The following is a 16,209-nucleotide window of genomic DNA, read 5'->3' on the forward strand; positions in this document are numbered from 1 at the left end:
CGGGGGCGCCGGGCTCGTGCAAAAGGCCGTGCGGACGGCCGGGTTTTACTTGATCTTCTGGCCCGCCGAACGCAGGTGGCCGCAGGCCTCGACGACGCGCGCGGCCATGCCGGCCTCGGCCAGCTTGCCCCAGGTGCGCGGGTCGTAGATCTTCTTGTTGCCGACCTCGCCGTCGACCTTCAGGACGCCGTCGTAGTTGCGGAACATGTGGTCGGCGACCGGACGCGTGAAGGCGTACTGGGTGTCCGTGTCGATGTTCATCTTGACCACGCCGTTCTCCAGCGCGGTCGCGATCTCCTCGGCGGTGGAGCCGGAACCGCCGTGGAAGACGAAGTTGAACGGCTTGCTGCCGGCCGGCTGACCGTACTTCGACGCGATGCCCTCGTTCAGCTCCTTGAGCAGCTCGGGGCGGAGCACGACGTTGCCCGGCTTGTACACGCCGTGCACGTTGCCGAAGGACGCGGCGAGCAGGTAGCGGCCCTTCTCGCCCAGGCCGAGGGCCTCGACGGTGCGGACCGCGTCGTCGACCGTGGTGTAGAGGGAGTCGTTGATCTCGTGGGAGACACCGTCCTCCTCGCCGCCGGTCGGGGTGATCTCGACCTCGAGGATGATCTTGGCGGCGCGGGCGCGCTCCAGGAGCTCCTGGGCGATGGCGAGGTTGTCGGACAGGGTCTCGGCGGAGCCGTCCCACATGTGCGACTGGAAGAGCGGGTTGCGGCCGGCCTTCACGCGCTCCTCGGAAACCGCGAGCAGCGGACGCACGTACCCGTCGAGCTTGTCCTTGGGGCAGTGGTCCGTGTGCAGGGCGACGGTGACGTCGTACTTCTCGGCGACGATGTGCGCGAACTCGGCGAGGGCGACGGCGCCCGTCACCATGTCCTTGTTGTGCTGGCCGCCCAGGAACTCGGCGCCGCCGGTGGACATCTGGATGATGCCGTCGCTCTCCGCCTCGGCGAAACCGCGCAGGGCCGCGTGCAGCGTCTGGGAAGAGGTCACGTTGATGGCCGGGTAGGCGAACTTTCCTGCCTTCGCCCGGTCCAGCATCTCGTTGTAGACCTCGGGAGTTGCGATGGGCATCTGTCCGCTCCTTGTATGTGCGGGTGGGCGTGTTGCTGCTTATGGCCCTGACCTAGGACTGGGGGGGGCGACGTCATCGTCGGCCCCATCCTTCCAGACGAAAGGGGAATCCCCGAGTGGACCCCGGTCCCGTCTCGGCCCCTGGTACCCCTGGTGTCAGTCCAGGTCCAGCTCGTCCTTGTCGTACGCGTACAGGTACGGCACCCCCGCGCCGTCCTGGATCTTCTCGGCGGCACCGGTCGCCCGGTCGACGATCGTCGCGACGGCGACCACCTCGGCGCCGGCCTCGCGCACGGCCTCGACGGCGGTGAGCGGGGAGCCGCCGGTGGTGGAGGTGTCCTCGACGACCAGGACGCGGCGGCCCTTGATCTCCGGGCCCTCGACGCGGCGCTGCAGCCCGTGCGCCTTGGCGGCCTTGCGGACGACGAACGCGTCCAGCTTCCGGCCGCGGGCGGCGGCGGCGTGCAGCATGCTCGCGGCGACCGGGTCGGCGCCCATGGTCAGCCCGCCCACCGCGTCGAACTCCAGGTCGGCGGTCAGGTCGAGCAGCACCTGCCCGACCAGCGGCGCGGCCTCGCCGTCCAGGGTGATGCGGCGCAGGTCGACGTAGTAGTCCGCCTCCAGGCCCGAGGAGAGGGTCACCTTGCCGTGCACCACGGCCTTGTCCTTGATCTGCTGCAGCAGCTCGCCGCGTACGTCCGTCATGCCCCCAGCTTAGAGCCGGGTCCAGCGCCAGGCGGTCGTGGCCTCCAGCGGCTCCAGGGGCGTGACCAGGCGGGGGAGGGTGTTCAGGCCGTTGGGCGGGCCGGTCTGCGGCTCCACGCAGACGGCGGCCTCCTGCTCGTCGTACACCACGACCCACTGCTCCGGGCTGGTCACCTTCAGCTCCAGCCGTCCCGGCCACGTCAGCGTGACGTCGACGCCGTCGGGCATGCCGAAGCAGTCGTCCCAGGGGCCGGGCTCCGGCTCGACGCGGTTGCCGGTGGGGAGGTGGTCGTCGCCGCGCTCCTCCTGCCAGGCGGGGTCGAAGGCGATCTGCACGCCGGCGCCGTCGAGGGTCCGGTTGAACCAGGGGTGCCAGCCGACCTGCGCCGGGAAGGACGACTCGTACGTCTCCACGGACATCGTCAGCGTCAGCGCGTCCTCGGCGAGGGCGATCACCTGGGTGACGCGGCCGGTGTAGGGCCAGGGGTCGGTGAGGTCGTACGTGAGGACTGCCTCGTTCGCGGTGACGCGGGCGGTGCGCCAGGCGGCGTCGCGGGCGGTGCCGTGGATGGCGTGCGGCGGGGAGTTGAGGGGCATCCGGTGGACCACGGCGCCGTCGCTGAAGCGGCCGTCGCGGATGCGTCCGCACCAGGGGACCATCGGGAAGCAGCCGTAGCGCTCGCCCTGGCGCAGCAGCTCCGTGCCGCCGACGCGGAGCCCGCCGATCCGTCCGCCGTTGCCCGGCAGCACGGTCGCCTCCGCGTCACCCGCGGTCAGCGTGATGGGTTCGTTACTCACGCCACGACCCTACTGGGGCGATCAAGGGCCCCACTCGGCCGGTGGTCCGGTGGGGTCGCTGGTCCGGCTGGTCCGGCTGGTCCGGTGGTGGGTTCGTGCGGCGGTCAGCGGCGTTTGCGCAGGGCGCGGCCCACCACGATCGCCGACGCCACGACCAGTGCGGCCGCCGGAGCGGCCCAGCGCAGGGGGGCACCGACCGCGCTCGGCTGGGGCGCGGGTACGGGGGCGTACCGGCCGCGCGGCGGGGCGTGGTCCACCTCCTCGGCGCTGCGGCCGATCATCGTGCGGCGCGCGTGCGCGGCCTCGGCGGGGGGCTGGACGACCGGCTCGTCGGCGCCGGGCGCGTCCTCGTCCTCGTCCTCGTCTCCCCCGCCGTCCTCGTCCGTGTCCATGAGGGAGGACGGGGGGACCTCGGTGTCGGAGACGGAGGTGTGGCGCGGCTCGGAATGCCCCTCCGGCTCGGGCTCCGTTTCCGGCTCCGGCTCCGGCTGCTGGGGTGTCCGCGCCGCCGTGGCCAGGTTCTCCGCGAACCGGGTCAGCAGCCGGGTCGCGGCCGACGCGACCGACTCCCCCGGCAGTTCCGTCACGCGACCGTCCGCGGTGGCCGTCCCGGTGAAGGCGAGGGTGGCGCCGCCGTCGGCGTCGTCCGCGCGCAGCGTCAGCGCGAGCGTGACCGTGCCGGTGCCGCGCGACTCGGTGGCGTCGCCCTCGACGGCGTACGTGCCGTCCTCGCGCGCGGACAGGCGCAGGGACCCGCGGTAGGTGATGGAGTGACTGCCGATACGCACCTTCAGCCGACCCGCGACGGGCTCGGCACCGGCGTCCTGCTGGAGCCCCGGGACAGCCCGGGCGACCCGGACGGGGTCGGCCAGCACGTCCCTGAGCCGCTCGGCCGGAACCGGAACGAACACCTCATGCTCCATGTCACGGCACCCTACCCAGCGGGCGCCCGGCGCACCCCCCGTCGGCACAAAGTCACCCGCCGCCCGCGGCCCCCGGCGTCACCAGTCCCGTCTCGTACGCCACGACCACCGCCTGGGCCCTGCTGGTCAGGCCCAGCTTGGTCATCGTGCGGTTGAGGTGGGTCTTCACGGTGGCCTCGCTGATGAACAGGCGGTCGGCGGCCTCGGCGTTGCTCAGACCCCGGGCCACCAGCCGCAGGACCTCGGCCTCGCGCCCGGTCAGCGCCGTCAGCGCGGGCGGCGGACCGGCGTCCGGGGGTTCGGCGCGCCCCGTGTCCGTCATCCGCGTGAACGCCTCCACCAGACGCCGGGTGACCGCGGGGGCGAAGAGCGCGTCGCCGCCGTGCACCGCGGTGATCGCGGCCAGCAGCCGTTCCGGTCCGGCGTCCTTGAGCAGGAAGCCGGAGGCACCGGCCCGCAGGGCGCCGTACACGTACTCGTCGAGGTCGAAGGTGGTCAGGACGAGGACGCGGGGCGCGGGGTCCTCCGCCTCGGCGATGATCCGCTCGGTGGCCTGGATGCCGGTGAGGCCGGGCATGCGGATGTCCATCAGGACGACGTCCGGCCGGGTCCGCGCGGCCAGCGCCACCGCCTCGGCGCCGTCGGACGCCTCGCCGACGACCTCCATGCCGGGCGCGGCGCGCAGCAGCGTGACGAGACCGCTGCGGACGAGGAACTGGTCGTCGACGACGACCAGGCGTATCGGCCCGGCGGTGTCGTGGTGCGGCCCGTCCGGCGGGCGGTCTGCGTCGGTCATTCCCTGACGGCGTCTCCCCGGCGTGCGGCTTGTACCGGCGTCGGCAGGGTCAGGCGCACGCCGAATCCACCCTCGCTGCGCGGGCCGACGACGATCGTCCCGCCGTAGAGCTTGGCCCTCTCCCGCATCCCGATCAAGCCGTGTCCGCCCCGCTCGGCAGGTGTGACCGGATCCAGCCCCTCCACCGGCCCCTCGTCGGCCACCGACACCGTCACCTCCCCCGCGCGGTAGGCGAGTTCCACGGCGGCCGCCGCGCCGGGCGCGTGCTTGAGCACGTTGGTGAGGGCCTCCTGCACGACCCGGTAGACGCACAGCTGCACGCCGGGCGGCAGGGGGCGCGGGGTGCCCGTGACGCGCAGTTCGACGCCGACGCCGCCGGTGCGTACCCGAGTGACCATCTCGTCGAGCTGGTCGAGGCCGGGGGCGGGTGCGCCGTCCGCGCCCTGCACGCCGTCGGCCCGCAGCAGGCCGAGCATGCGGCGCAGTTCGGCCAGGGCCTCGCCGCTGGCGCCCTCGATGGTGTCCAGGGCCTCGCGCGCGGTGCGGGCGTCGGAGCGGAAGACGAAGCGGGCCAGGCCCGCCTGGACGTTGATGACGGCGATGTGGTGGGCGACCACGTCGTGCAGCTCGCGGGCGATCCGCACGCGTTCCTCGGCGACCTCGCGCCGGGCCCGGTCGGCCTGTTCGGCCCGCAGCCGCAGCGTCAGCTCGCCGGTCCTGCGGGCCACGTACCCGAACCGCCACAGCACCAGCGGGAAGCCCACGGCCTGTCCCGCCACCGAGGCCATCGATCCCGCGTCGCTGCGCAGCCCGGCGTAGATCCAGACGCCGGCGAGCAGGGCGGCGCAGGCGGCGGCGGTGCGGGTGGGGCGCAGGGAGGCGACGGTGTAGACGGCGAGCATGGGGCCGAAGGAACCCACGACGGGCCAGTAGCCGAGGGTGACGTAGACCGCCCAGCAGGCGTGGACGGCGAGGCAGACCGTGACGGAGGCGCGGGTACGCAGGACGAGGGGGAGGGTCAGCAGGGCGACGAGCGTCCAGGCGAGCGGGTCGAGCGCGGGCCACCCCTGGGCGACGGCCTCGGTGCCGAGCAGGACGGCCACGGTCGTCAGCGCCGCGGCGATCAGGCCGTCGGCCGCCAGGGGGTGCAGGCGCATTCCCGCAGCGTAGGTCCGCCCGCCCGGGTCGGCGTCATCCTTCCGCCGTACCGCGGAAGTTGCAGGAACCGGCCGGATACCGCGCCGGGTTGGGCCCGCTCTCCACCCACCGCCGGATTCCGGGACGCGCAGGGCGGCCGTAGGTTCTCGGTGCGAGCGGTCCACAGGGGGGTGTGGCGGTCCGTCCCGTACCCGGGGGAGGGTCGGGCCGCTGCACGGGGACGTGGCCGCTCGCGGTCGCGGCACCCGCGCGCCGGGCTCAGTACCGCGGATGCACCAGCGTGGAAGGCGGCAGCCCGGGGATCCGGGTGCGGGCCACGTCGCGGGCGTCCCGGGCCAGGGAGTCCGGCGTGAGGGTGCGCGGACGGGGCGCCGCCGGGTCGAGACGCAGGGTGGGGGCCGTGCGCGCGGCCAGGAGGAAGCCCCAGCCGCGGGGGGCACGAAGGGCCGCGGTGGTGCGCCCGGGCTCGGGCGCGGAACCGGGACCGGAGGCCGTCCCGGCGCCGGAGGCCGAACCGCTGTCGGAGGCGGCCGCGCCGGGATCGTCGGCGGCGACGCGGTAGGCGACGGTCCGCAGGCCCGCCGCGCGGAGGGTGGCGTCCACCGACCAGAAGGCCCGGGGGGCGGCGGAGACCGGGCCCGCGTGGACCACCAGCCGCCCGTCGGGCGCGAGCACCCGCCGCAGCAGGCCGTAGAACTCCTGCGAGTACAGCTTCGTACTGGCCGTGACGGACGGGTCGGGCAGGTCCGAGATCACCACGTCGTACGTCGCGGAGGGCGTCGAGCGCAGCCGGTGGAAGGCGTCGCCCGGGGTGACGTGGACGCGCGCGTCGCCGTAGGCGTGCTCGTTGAGGGTGGACAGGCCGGGGTCCTGCCGGGCCAGCCGGGCCAGCTGGGGGTCGAGTGCGACGACGTCGACGCGGCGTACGCCGGGGTGGCGCAGGACCTCCCGGACGGCGAGGCCGTCGCCGCCGCCGAGGACGAGCACGCGCGCGTGGGGGCCGTTCATGGCGGGGAGCACCAGTGCCTCGTGGTAGCGCCGCTCGTCGCTGCCGCGCACCCGCAGCCGCCCGTCCAGGAACAGGTCGAGGGGACGGCCGTCGGTGTCGCCGGTGAGGACGACCTCCTGCACGTCGGTCCGTACGGCCACGCGGACGTCCTGGCCGTACACGGCCTGCCGGGCGGCGCGTTCGAAGTCGTCGGCGAGGACGGTCGCCGTGGCGAGGAGCGCGAGGACGACCGCGTTGGCGCTCAGCAGCAGCCAGCGCGCCCGGCGGGTCAGGTCGCGTCGGAACAGGCCGAGTACCAGGGCGGCGCCGACGACCGCGTTGACGGTGCCGGTGAGCAGCGCGCCGGTGAGCTGGCCGAGGAAGGGCAGCAGGACGAAGGGGAAGGCGAGGCCGCCGACGAGCGCGCCGACGTAGTCCGCGGCGAACAGGTCGGCGACGGCACCGCCCGGGTCCTGTCTGCGCACCCGCTGGATCAGCTCCATGAGCAGCGGTACCTCGGCGCCGATCAGCACGCCGATGGCCAGGGAGAAGGCGACCAGCAGGACGCGGGGGCCGTCGGCCCACAGTCCGCCCCAGCCGCCGGTCCAGGCGAAGACGGCGTACAGCACCATCGCGCTGGAGCCTCCGACGAGGGCGAGGACCGCCTCCAGCGCGCCGAAGCCGGCCGCCGCGAGGCCGCGCAGCCGCTTGGCGGCGAGCGAGCCGATGCCCATGGCGAAGACCATGACGGACAGGACGACGGATGCCTGGGTGACCGAGTCGCCGATCAGGTACGAGGCGAGCGCGACGAGTTCGAGTTCGTACACGAGCCCGCAGGCCGCGCACACGAACACGCCCGCCAGGACCAGGAACCGTCCGACGGCCGGCCGGACGGGCAGCCGCGCGGGCGCCTCGGGACCGCTGAAGCCACCGGGACCGCTGGAACCGCCTGGACCGCTGGAACCGCCTGGACCGCTGAAACCTTCGGAACCGCAGGGGCCGCTCCAGGACGGCGGAGAGCCGGGCGGGGCGGGCACGTGCGGTTCGATCACGCAGTGACGTTACGTCACGCGTCCACTGCCCATCGTCACCCACACGTGTGAAACTCGGGTCCTGTCGGGCACCACAGGTTTATCCGGCCCTCACCTGTGCACCTGGCCGGCATCCCCGGACGCACCGGCCCGCGCCCATCCGCTCACACCGTGGACCGGCTGAGCTGCGACGCCGGCACCCGCACGCCCACCCGGGTCCGCGTCGCCACCAACTGGCCGTCCTGCGGATAGGCGTGCCAGGTCCGCCAGTGCACCTGCCCCTCGTGCCGCTGGGCCAGCAGCGCGGTGAAGGCGTGCGGACTGCCCGGGAAGACCCCGGCCAGGCCGTGCGGGTGGTCGGAGACCAGGGCGATCAGTTCCTGAGCGCGGCCGGCGAACGAGCCCGGCGTCAGCACCTCCACGCGGGCCGCGAACTCGTACTCCCAGTCGCCCACCCGCTTGGCGACGCCCAGCGGAAGGGGGGTACTGCTGCCCGGGATGCATGCCACCGTCTCCGAACAGCTGCCCCTCTCCTCCTCGAGCAGGACTTGATGAGAGGCCCCCAGAAGTCGCAACTGCAGTCTCGCGTCCGTCAGTTCGACGTCGAGACAGGCGAGCGCGGGCAGCGGCTCGCGCCCCAGGGCCCAGGCCAGGTCGGCGGCACGGGTGTCGGTGTAGGCGGTTGTCAGGGTCGTGAGCATGGATCGGCTCCGCAAGCACACAAGGAGAGGAAGGTGTGGGGCCTGCGCATCCGGGGCACTGCCGGGGATGCGGCCCGCTCAGCCCAGTCGGCCGGTCAGGAGGGGGGTCAACAGGTCGCCCGAGGAGCTGGGTTGATGAACAAGAGCGAATCACGAACGGTGGCGCCGCCACAGCGTTTTTACCCAACTTCGTGGCGTTTCCATCCCTCAGGGGGCTCAACAGCTCAACTGTTCAACCATGGCGCACACCCCGCCCGTACGGAGTGCGCCGGTGCGTGGGAGCGCCCACCGGGCGGGCGGCCCGGCGGGCGCTGTGCGCGGGGGCGCGGGGCCCGGTCCCAGGAGCGGACCCCGCGGAGCCGGATGCGGTTCCCCCTGCAGGAGCTCAGCTGCCCCGTGTCAGCTGCCTCCACCGCATCCGCCGCCCCCTCCTCCCCCGCAGGACGACCCGCCTCCGCAGGACGAGCCGCCACCGCAGGAGTGGCCCGAGTGGTGTCCGTCCGAGGACGAGCCGCCCCCGTCGCCGGCCCACCAGCTGTCGGTGCCGCCACCGCTGTCGCCGCCCCCGCCCGTACTGGTCCAGCGCGACCCCTTGCCGGTCCTCGTCCGCACCGGGCGGGACGTGCGCCGACCCACCACGAACACCCTGACCAGCAGGGCTGCGAGCACGAACAGGATGATGCCTGTGACCACGGCTCCACCCTCCTTCCCTTCCGGGCCGCGCCCGGAAGTCCCCCGAAGCAATCCCCCGTCGGACGCCTCGCTGTGTGTCGATGGCCTGTGGTGCACGCCGTGAAGCTCGCGACGTGACCGGGAGATGCCCCTCGCCGCCACGCCCCAAAGCAGAGTTGAGGAAGTCCTGAGCTTCGGCGCAGGATGGCCGCCATGACCTCGATGAGCTCCAGCGCCCGCCCCCTCCTGAACCGCCGGCTCGCCGAGTTCGGGACGACGATCTTCGCCGAGATGTCCGCCCTGGCGGTGAAGACCGGGGCGATCAACCTCGGTCAGGGCTTCCCCGACACCGACGGCCCCGAGGAGATCCGCGAGACCGCCGTACGGGCGCTGCGCGACGGGCGCGGCAACCAGTACCCGCCGGGACCCGGCGTCCCCGAGCTGCGCACCGCCGTCACCGACCACCAGCGCCGCCGCTACGGCCTGTCCTACGACCCCGACACCGAGGTCCTGGTCACCGCAGGCGCCACCGAGGCCATCGCCGCCGCCCTGCTGGCCCTCGTCGAGCCCGGCGACGAGGTCGTCGCGCTGGAGCCGTACTACGACTCGTACGCGGCCTGCATCGCGATGGCGGGCGGCACGCGTGTGCCCGTCACCCTGCGCCCGCACGAGGGCGCGTTCCGCCTGGACCTGGACGAGCTGCGCGACGCGGTCACCGACCGCACCCGCCTCCTGCTGCTGAACACCCCGCACAACCCGACCGGCACGGTCCTCACCCGCGGGGAACTGGCCGCGATCGCCGAGCTGGCCGTGGAGCGGGACCTGCTGGTGGTGACCGACGAGGTCTACGAGCACCTGGTCTTCGACGGCGCCGAGCACATCCCCCTGGCGACCTTCCCGGGGATGCGGGAGCGGACGGTGAGCATCGGGTCGGCCGGCAAGACGTTCTCGTTCACCGGCTGGAAGGTCGGCTGGGCCACCGCCGCACCCGCCCTGCTCACGGCGGTCCGCTCGGCCAAGCAGTACCTCACGTACGTCAGCGCGGGACCCTTCCAGTACGCGGTCGCCGAGGCGCTCGCGCTGCCGGACGCGTACTTCGCCACCTACCGCCAGGACATGGAGGCCAAGCGGAACCTGCTGGCCACGGGGCTCACCGAGGCGGGCTTCGGCGTGTACCGGCCCGCCGGGACCTACTTCGTCACCACCGACATCCGCCCGCTCGGCGAGCGCGACGGCATCGCGTTCTGCCGCTCCCTGCCGGAGCGCGCGGGCGTCGTCGCCGTCCCCAACGCGGTCTTCTACGACCACCGGGAGGCGGGAGCGCCCTTCGTGCGGTTCGCGTTCTGCAAGAGGCTGCCGGTGCTTCAGGAGGCCGTACAGCGCCTGAAGACGCTGGCGGGGTGAGCACGCCCGCACCCCTACGACGAGAGCCCGGGCCCCCGGTGGTGCCGGGGGCCCGGGCTCTCCTCGGCTCAGCCGCGGGGGCGGACTACTCGCCGTCCTCGTCGGTCGGCTTCTCCGACTCGTCGACGTCCTGCTCCAGTCCGAGCTGCTCCACGAGCCACCGGTCGAACTCGATGGCGGCCCGCACCCAGCTGACCGTCGAGGAGACGAAGTGCTCCAGGCTGACGCCCATGCCGATCAGCATCTGGGCCTCGCCGATCAGGCGGACCGTGCCGTCGTCGTGGGTGTGGGAGTACACCTTGGGCCACAGGGTGCGCCGGTTCCAGTCATCGACCGACTCGAGCAGCTGGGGCTTCTCGTCGATCTGGTGGGGCCGGTCGTAGAACGTCCGCACCGAGAAGACCTGCTGGTCGCCCTCGCCGCGGAACATGAAGTAGGTGCGGAACTGCTCCCACGGCGCCGCGAGGTCACCCTCGTCGTCGACGACGTACTTCAGCTCCATCTGTTCGAGGAGCTGCTTCACAAGATCCTGATCCGGGACGACGGGGCCCGCCGGTCCTTGGGGCTGCGGCTCGGGCTGCTTGCCCCCGAAGTTCGGAATCGAGGACGGGTCGATGCTCACCGTGAATTTCCCTTCGTACGGATCAGGCCATCCTCCACCATGCGGGGAGGGGCGTGGCAAGCCCGCCGTGGGCCTGTCAGCCCTGGGCTGACATGATCCGGCCGGTCGGGTGGAGGCGGGACGGACGGGGACCGGGGCATGAGACGGACAAGCGCGGGGCGTACCGGGGCCGGGGGCGGCGGGGACGCGGGGCGAGGGCGGGCCCGGTGGTGGCTGGTCGCGGGCCTCGCGGCGTTGCCCGCGCTGGTCCTGTTGCCGGTCCTCGTCGCTGCCGTGGGCCTGGCCGTGTCCGACTCCGACTACCCGCTCGGCGGTGGTCCGGAACAGGTGCCCTGTTCGGAGGCGCTCGGTTTCGGCGGGGCGGCGCTGCCGGAGGGTGCGGTGCCGACCGGGGCGTGCACCCGGCGGGGCTGGCAGGACATCCACTACGTCGCGGCCTTCCGCATGCCGCGCGCCGGGGTCCCGGCCTGGCTCACGGACACCTACCCGAAGGCCCCCGCGCCCGAAACGCGGTTCTGCGTGGGCGATGCCGTGGATCTGTGTCTTGATCTGGACTACACGCGGGGCCTGCCGTACGGCGTGGGAGCCGACGCCGTCCAGGTGAGCGTCGAGTACGGGGACGCCGGCGCAGCCCTGGTGCGGGTCGACGCGTTCACCCTGTGACGCGCGGCGGCCCGCCACCCGCCCGGAGGAGTGATGACGGGCCGCCGTACGGTGCCGGTCGGCGCTAGAGCGTCTTGCCGCTCGCCGGCCCCACGATCAGGTCGTCGCCGAAGCGGTCCACCCGGACCGTGTCGCCGTCCTTGATCTCGCCGGCGAGGATCTCCCGGGCGAGCCGGTCGCCGATCGCGGTCTGGACGAGGCGGCGCAGCGGGCGGGCGCCGTAGGCGGGGTCGTTGCCCTCCTCGGCCAGCCAGGCGAGGGCCTCGTCGGTGACCTCCAGGGTGAGGCGGCGCTCGGCGAGGCGCCGGGCCAGGCCGTTGATCTGCAGCCGTGCGATGCGGCTCAGCTCGTCCTTGCTGAGCGCCGAGAAGACCACCAGGTCGTCGAGCCGGTTGAGGAACTCCGGCTTGAAGGAGGCCCGCACCACCTCCAGGACCTGTTCCTTCTTCTCCGCCTCGCCGGTGGTCGGGTCGACCAGGTACTGGCTGCCCAGGTTGGAGGTGAGCACCAGGATGGTGTTGCGGAAGTCCACGGTGCGGCCCTGCCCGTCGGTGAGGCGCCCGTCGTCGAGCACCTGGAGCAGGATGTCGAAGACCTCGGGGTGCGCCTTCTCCACCTCGTCGAGCAGCACGACGGTGTACGGCCGCCGCCGCACGGCCTCGGTGAGCTGGCCGCCCTCCTCGTAACCGACGTATCCGGGCGGGGCGCCGACCAGCCGGGCCACGCTGTGCTTCTCGCTGTACTCGCTCATGTCGATGCGGACCATGGCCCGCTCGTCGTCGAAGAGGAAGTCGGCGAGCGCCTTGGCCAGCTCGGTCTTGCCGACGCCGGTGGGGCCCAGGAAGAGGAACGAACCGGTCGGGCGGTCCGGGTCGGCGATCCCGGCGCGGGAGCGCCGTACGGCGTCGGAGACGGCCCGTACGGCCTCGGTCTGCCCGATGAGCCGCTTGCCCAGCTCGTCCTCCATGCGCAGCAGCTTCTGCGTCTCGCCCTCCATGAGGCGCCCGGCGGGGATGCCGGTCCAGGAGGCGACGACGTCGGCGATGTCGTCGGCGCCGACCTCCTCCTTGACCATGGTGTCCCGGGCTACCTCCTCCTCCGCCTCGGAGGCGGCCTCCAGGTCGCGCTCCAGGGTGGGGATCTCGCCGTAGAGCAGCTTGCTGGCGGTGTCGAAGTCGCCGTCGCGCTGGGCGCGTTCGGCCTGCCCGCGCAGTTCGTCGAGCTTCTCCTTCAGCTCGCCGACCCGGTTGAGGGACTGCTTCTCCTTCTCCCAGCGGGCGTTGAGGCCGCGCAGCTCCTCCTCCTTGTCGGCGAGGTCGCGCCGCAGCCGCTCCAGGCGCTCCAGGGAGGCGGCGTCGGTCTCCTTGCCGATCGCCAGCTCCTCCATCTTCAGCCGGTCGACGGCGCGCTGGAGTTCGTCGATCTCGACGGGCGAGGAGTCGATCTCCATACGCAGCCGGGAGGCGGCCTCGTCGACCAGGTCGATGGCCTTGTCGGGCAGGAAGCGGGAGGTGATGTACCGGTCGGACAGGCTTGCGGCGGCCACCAGCGCGCTGTCCGCGATCTGCACCTTGTGGTGCGCCTCGTACCGCCCCTTGAGCCCGCGCAGGATCGCGATGGAGTCCTCGACGGTCGGCTCGGCGACCAGCACCTGCTGGAAGCGGCGCTCCAGGGCGGGGTCCTTCTCGATCCGCTCCCGGTACTCGTCGAGGGTGGTGGCACCCACCATGCGCAGCTCGCCGCGCGCGAGCATGGGCTTGAGCATGTTCCCGGCGTCCATGGCGGAGTCGCCGCCGGCGCCGGCGCCGACGACGGTGTGCAGCTCGTCGATGAAGGTGACGACCTGCCCGTCGGAGTCCTTGATCTCGGCCAGGACGGTCTTCAGCCGCTCCTCGAACTCGCCCCGGTACTTCGCCCCGGCGACCATGGCCCCGAGGTCCAGCGCCACCAGCCGCTTGTCCTTCAGCGACTCGGGCACGTCCCCCTTGACGATCCGCTGGGCGAGCCCCTCGACGACGGCGGTCTTTCCGACGCCGGGCTCGCCGATGAGCACGGGGTTGTTCTTGGTCCGCCGGCTGAGCACCTGGACCACCCGCCGGATCTCCTGGTCGCGACCGATGACGGGGTCGAGCTTGCCGTCCCGTGCGGCGGCGGTGAGGTCGGTGCCGAACTTCTCCAGGGCCTTGTACTGGCCCTCGGGGTCGGGAGTGGTCACGCGGCGCCCTCCCCTCGCCTTGCGGAAGGCCTCCTGCAGCTTCTTCGCACTCGCTCCCTGCCCCTCCAGTACCTCACCGGCCGCGCCGCCCTTCGCGGCGATGCCGAGGAGCAGATGCTCGGTGGAGAGGTACTCGTCCCCGAGTTCCTTGGCGCGGGCCTGGGCGTCGGCGACCACGGCGAGCATCTCACGGCTGGGTTGCGGGGGCGCGACGGTGGACCCGGTCACGCTGGGCAGCCCGCCGACGATGCGCTCGGCGCCGGAGCGTACGGCGGCGAGGTCGGCCTCGACGGCGGCGAGCAGGTCGGTGATGTTCTCGTTGTCCTGCCCCTGGAGCAGCGCAAGGAGCAGGTGGGCGGGGGTGAGGTCGGCGTTTCCCTCGGTCACGGCCCGGTTGCTGGCCGCGTTGATCGCGTCCCGGCTCCGGTTGGTCAGCTCGGCGTCCACGTTCTGGCTCTCCTCCTCGCGTAGTGCTGACTCATCCAGCGTACACAAAGTTGAGCCTGTCCCACTCAAGGAAGACGGCAGACGTCCCCCGCCGGAGGACTTCGGAGTGGTCGGCAGCGGGCCGGGAAGAGGTCGGGGCCGGGTCGCACGAGCGCCTTTTCGGCCAGTCGCAGAACCGGTCGGTGTCGGGCAATGTCCGCACATGCGACAGCGGCGTCACCGTGTTCAGGTCACGGTGACGCCGCTGCCGGGGGGAAGCACCTGAGCGATCTGTTACGACGGGGGAATCGCGTCAGGCACTGCGGGGGGTGGCCGAGATGGTTCTCACTTCGGGGGCGTCCGGCTGCTCGAGCCGGTGGTCCCGCTGGTCCAGGTTCACAAAGATCATTCCGTACCGGATGGCACACCGCACGGGCTGCGGCGCCCCCCGAGGCCGCCGCAGACACCGGTACGCCCGCACGTCGCCGTCCTCGTCCAGCGTGACGACGACCGGCTCGCCGAAGACGGTCACCATCAGGGAGTCACCGGCGTGCGGGATCGCGGTGACCAGGTCGATGAAGTGCCAGCCGGAGCGGTAGGCGGTGGCCATCTCTCGCCGGAAGGAGCGGTCGTCAGGTGGCGTCGTCATGTCAAGACCACGCACTGTCGTCCGTGACGGCTGCTGCCTCCTCGCCGGCGGGCGAGGCAGTCACCGCCGCCAGCGACCAGGCGCTGTCCGCTCGAGCGTCACCCTTCTCGACGGAGAGGCCACTCAGTGTTCCGAAGGCCACAACGGCGGAGAAGGCGGCGACAAGCACCGAGCGAAGCATTCTCTTAGACATAGTCGGCTTCGTCCTCACTTGAAGGTCCCCTCTTCCCCCGTCGGATAAGACGATGGCTCATTCAGGCACGTCATGGCCACACAATCGGTGCATCATGTTCCTGCACGTTCAGGACCCTGGGGGGTGGAGATTTGACAACAAATCAGGCCAAAGCGACACATCCCCATGCCATTACGGACCTGTGTGAGGAGGGCGGGCGGCTCTACGCGAACGCTCTGCGCACTGGACGTATAGCCCGTGGTGAGGCCCAGTCCGCCCCCTGTCTGATGGAGTTCGCCCTGCTCCATCCCGATCCCGACGACGCGAACTGGCTGCTTCCCGTGTCCCCGGCGGTTGCCCTCGCCCGGCGGCTGAATCCCATCGAGCACGAGATCTCGGAGCGCAGGCGCAGCTCCATCGAGCTGGCCGCTGCCTTCGAACCCTTCATGGCCCTCAGCGCGCAGGGCGCGGCACCGACGCACTCGATCACCGTGCTGGAAGGTCTCGACCGCATCAACGCGGCCCTCGACCTGGCCACGGACCAGTGCCTCATCGAGATGCTCACTGTGCAGCCGAGCGCCCGGCACCCCGAACGCCGGCTCATCGAAGCACTGGAACGCGACAGAACCCTTATCGAACGCGGAGTACGGATCAGGACGCTCTACCAGCACACGGCGCGGTACAGCCCGGAGCGCCTCGCCTACGTGGACCAGTTCCCCAACGGCAAGGCCGAGTACCGCACCATCGACGAACTGGTCGAGCGGCTCATCATCTGCGACGAGACCGTGGCCTTCATTCCCATCCGGGACGACCGGCAGGTCGCCCTGGAGATCCGGCACCCCGGTCTCGTCCGCTACCTGATCAAGGTCTTCGAGTTCATCTGGAGCCGAGCGGTCCCGCTCACCGCCGGGGCCCCCTACGAAACGGCTCCCGACGGCATCACCGACATCCAGCACTCGATCGCCAAGCTTCTGGTGGAAGGGCACGTCGACGAGGCCATCGCCCGGCGCCTGGGCATGAACGTGCGCACGTGCCGGGCCCACATCGCGAAACTCGCGTCGGTCCTCGGCAGCGGCAGCCGCGCCCAACTGGGTTATCTCATAGCCCAGTCCGGGATCTTGGAGCAGGAACAGCAAGGCTCCGTGGAGGAGGGGAACCCGTGACCGAGGAGACGTACGGCAAACGGGCGCCGACCGACCTCGCCCCACA

16 protein-coding genes are annotated in these 16,209 nt (G+C 72.2%); 3 read left to right on the plus strand and 13 right to left on the minus strand.

All coding sequences use genetic code 11. The features are described from left to right. Window positions 1–45: 45 nt before the first annotated feature. From fbaA to AB0P07_RS23070, 9 genes are all read right to left on the minus strand, one after another. A complete protein-coding gene (gene fbaA / locus AB0P07_RS23030; RefSeq protein WP_365553283.1) occupies window positions 46–1,077 on the minus strand; it encodes a class II fructose-bisphosphate aldolase in 1,032 nt (343 codons plus the stop codon). A gap of 156 nt (window positions 1,078–1,233) precedes the next feature. Continuing rightward, complete coding sequence (pyrE, locus tag AB0P07_RS23035; RefSeq protein WP_061443428.1) at window positions 1,234–1,782, minus strand: orotate phosphoribosyltransferase; 549 nt, start codon at window positions 1,780–1,782, stop codon at window positions 1,234–1,236. Between the two features lie 9 nt (window positions 1,783–1,791). Beyond that, window positions 1,792–2,580 carry an aldose 1-epimerase gene (locus AB0P07_RS23040; RefSeq protein ID WP_365553285.1) on the minus strand — a complete coding sequence of 263 codons (789 nt, stop codon included), beginning with the start codon at window positions 2,578–2,580 and terminating at the stop codon, window positions 1,792–1,794. Window positions 2,581–2,684: 104 nt separating this feature from the next. Beyond that, window positions 2,685–3,503: an SRPBCC domain-containing protein gene (locus AB0P07_RS23045; RefSeq protein ID WP_365553287.1), complete on the minus strand. Its 819-nt coding sequence runs from the start codon at window positions 3,501–3,503 to the stop codon at window positions 2,685–2,687. 52 nt (window positions 3,504–3,555) lie between these two features. Continuing rightward, window positions 3,556–4,299 carry a response regulator transcription factor gene (locus tag AB0P07_RS23050; protein WP_365553289.1) on the minus strand — a complete coding sequence of 248 codons (744 nt, stop codon included), beginning with the start codon at window positions 4,297–4,299 and terminating at the stop codon, window positions 3,556–3,558. Beyond that, a complete protein-coding gene (locus tag AB0P07_RS23055) occupies window positions 4,296–5,456 on the minus strand; it encodes a sensor histidine kinase (protein WP_365553291.1) in 1,161 nt (386 codons plus the stop codon). Before AB0P07_RS23055 ends, AB0P07_RS23050 begins: the two co-directional genes overlap by 4 nt. 259 nt (window positions 5,457–5,715) lie before the next feature. Further along, on the minus strand, window positions 5,716–7,497 hold the full coding sequence (locus AB0P07_RS23060; protein WP_365553293.1) for a polyamine aminopropyltransferase: 1,782 nt from the start codon (window positions 7,495–7,497) through the stop codon (window positions 5,716–5,718). A 143-nt stretch (window positions 7,498–7,640) separates the two neighbouring features. Then, a complete protein-coding gene (locus AB0P07_RS23065) occupies window positions 7,641–8,177 on the minus strand; it encodes a DUF2617 family protein (protein ID WP_365553295.1) in 537 nt (178 codons plus the stop codon). Window positions 8,178–8,576: 399 nt separating this feature from the next. Beyond that, a complete protein-coding gene (locus AB0P07_RS23070) occupies window positions 8,577–8,870 on the minus strand; it encodes a hypothetical protein (RefSeq protein ID WP_365553297.1) in 294 nt (97 codons plus the stop codon). A gap of 192 nt (window positions 8,871–9,062) precedes the next feature. On the opposite strand from AB0P07_RS23070, the gene AB0P07_RS23075 reads away from it, so the two are divergent. Further along, window positions 9,063–10,253 carry a pyridoxal phosphate-dependent aminotransferase gene (locus tag AB0P07_RS23075; RefSeq protein WP_365553299.1) on the plus strand — a complete coding sequence of 397 codons (1,191 nt, stop codon included), beginning with the start codon at window positions 9,063–9,065 and terminating at the stop codon, window positions 10,251–10,253. Window positions 10,254–10,338: 85 nt separating this feature from the next. On the opposite strand, the gene AB0P07_RS23080 is transcribed toward AB0P07_RS23075, so the two are convergent. Next, entirely contained in the window at window positions 10,339–10,875 is a 537-nt protein-coding gene (locus tag AB0P07_RS23080; RefSeq protein ID WP_102931246.1) for a YbjN domain-containing protein, read from the minus strand. 138 nt (window positions 10,876–11,013) lie between these two features. Here AB0P07_RS23080 and AB0P07_RS23085 point away from each other — a divergent pair, with 138 nt between their 5' ends. Continuing rightward, entirely contained in the window at window positions 11,014–11,538 is a 525-nt protein-coding gene (locus AB0P07_RS23085; RefSeq protein ID WP_365553301.1) for a hypothetical protein, read from the plus strand. Window positions 11,539–11,602: 64 nt separating this feature from the next. Here the strand turns inward: AB0P07_RS23085 and clpB are convergent, their stop codons facing one another. The 3 genes from clpB to AB0P07_RS23100 all read right to left on the minus strand — a co-directional run bounded on the left by clpB (window position 11,603) and on the right by AB0P07_RS23100 (window position 15,021). Beyond that, window positions 11,603–14,200, minus strand: a complete 2,598-nt coding sequence (clpB, locus tag AB0P07_RS23090; protein WP_365553303.1) for an ATP-dependent chaperone ClpB — start codon at window positions 14,198–14,200, stop codon at window positions 11,603–11,605. A 292-nt stretch (window positions 14,201–14,492) separates the two neighbouring features. Next, window positions 14,493–14,828, minus strand: a complete 336-nt coding sequence (locus AB0P07_RS23095) for a hypothetical protein (RefSeq protein ID WP_125629765.1) — start codon at window positions 14,826–14,828, stop codon at window positions 14,493–14,495. A gap of 1 nt (window position 14,829) precedes the next feature. Continuing rightward, entirely contained in the window at window positions 14,830–15,021 is a 192-nt protein-coding gene (locus tag AB0P07_RS23100) for a hypothetical protein (protein ID WP_242705859.1), read from the minus strand. 131 nt (window positions 15,022–15,152) lie between these two features. Between AB0P07_RS23100 and AB0P07_RS23105 the strand changes: the two genes are divergently transcribed. Continuing rightward, complete coding sequence (locus tag AB0P07_RS23105) at window positions 15,153–16,163, plus strand: helix-turn-helix transcriptional regulator (protein ID WP_365553306.1); 1,011 nt, start codon at window positions 15,153–15,155, stop codon at window positions 16,161–16,163. Window positions 16,164–16,209: the final 46 nt, after the last annotated feature.

The sequence above is a fragment of the Streptomyces sp. NPDC085944 genome (assembly GCF_040686295.1).
In the GTDB taxonomy this organism is placed as follows: domain Bacteria; phylum Actinomycetota; class Actinomycetes; order Streptomycetales; family Streptomycetaceae; genus Streptomyces; species Streptomyces salinarius.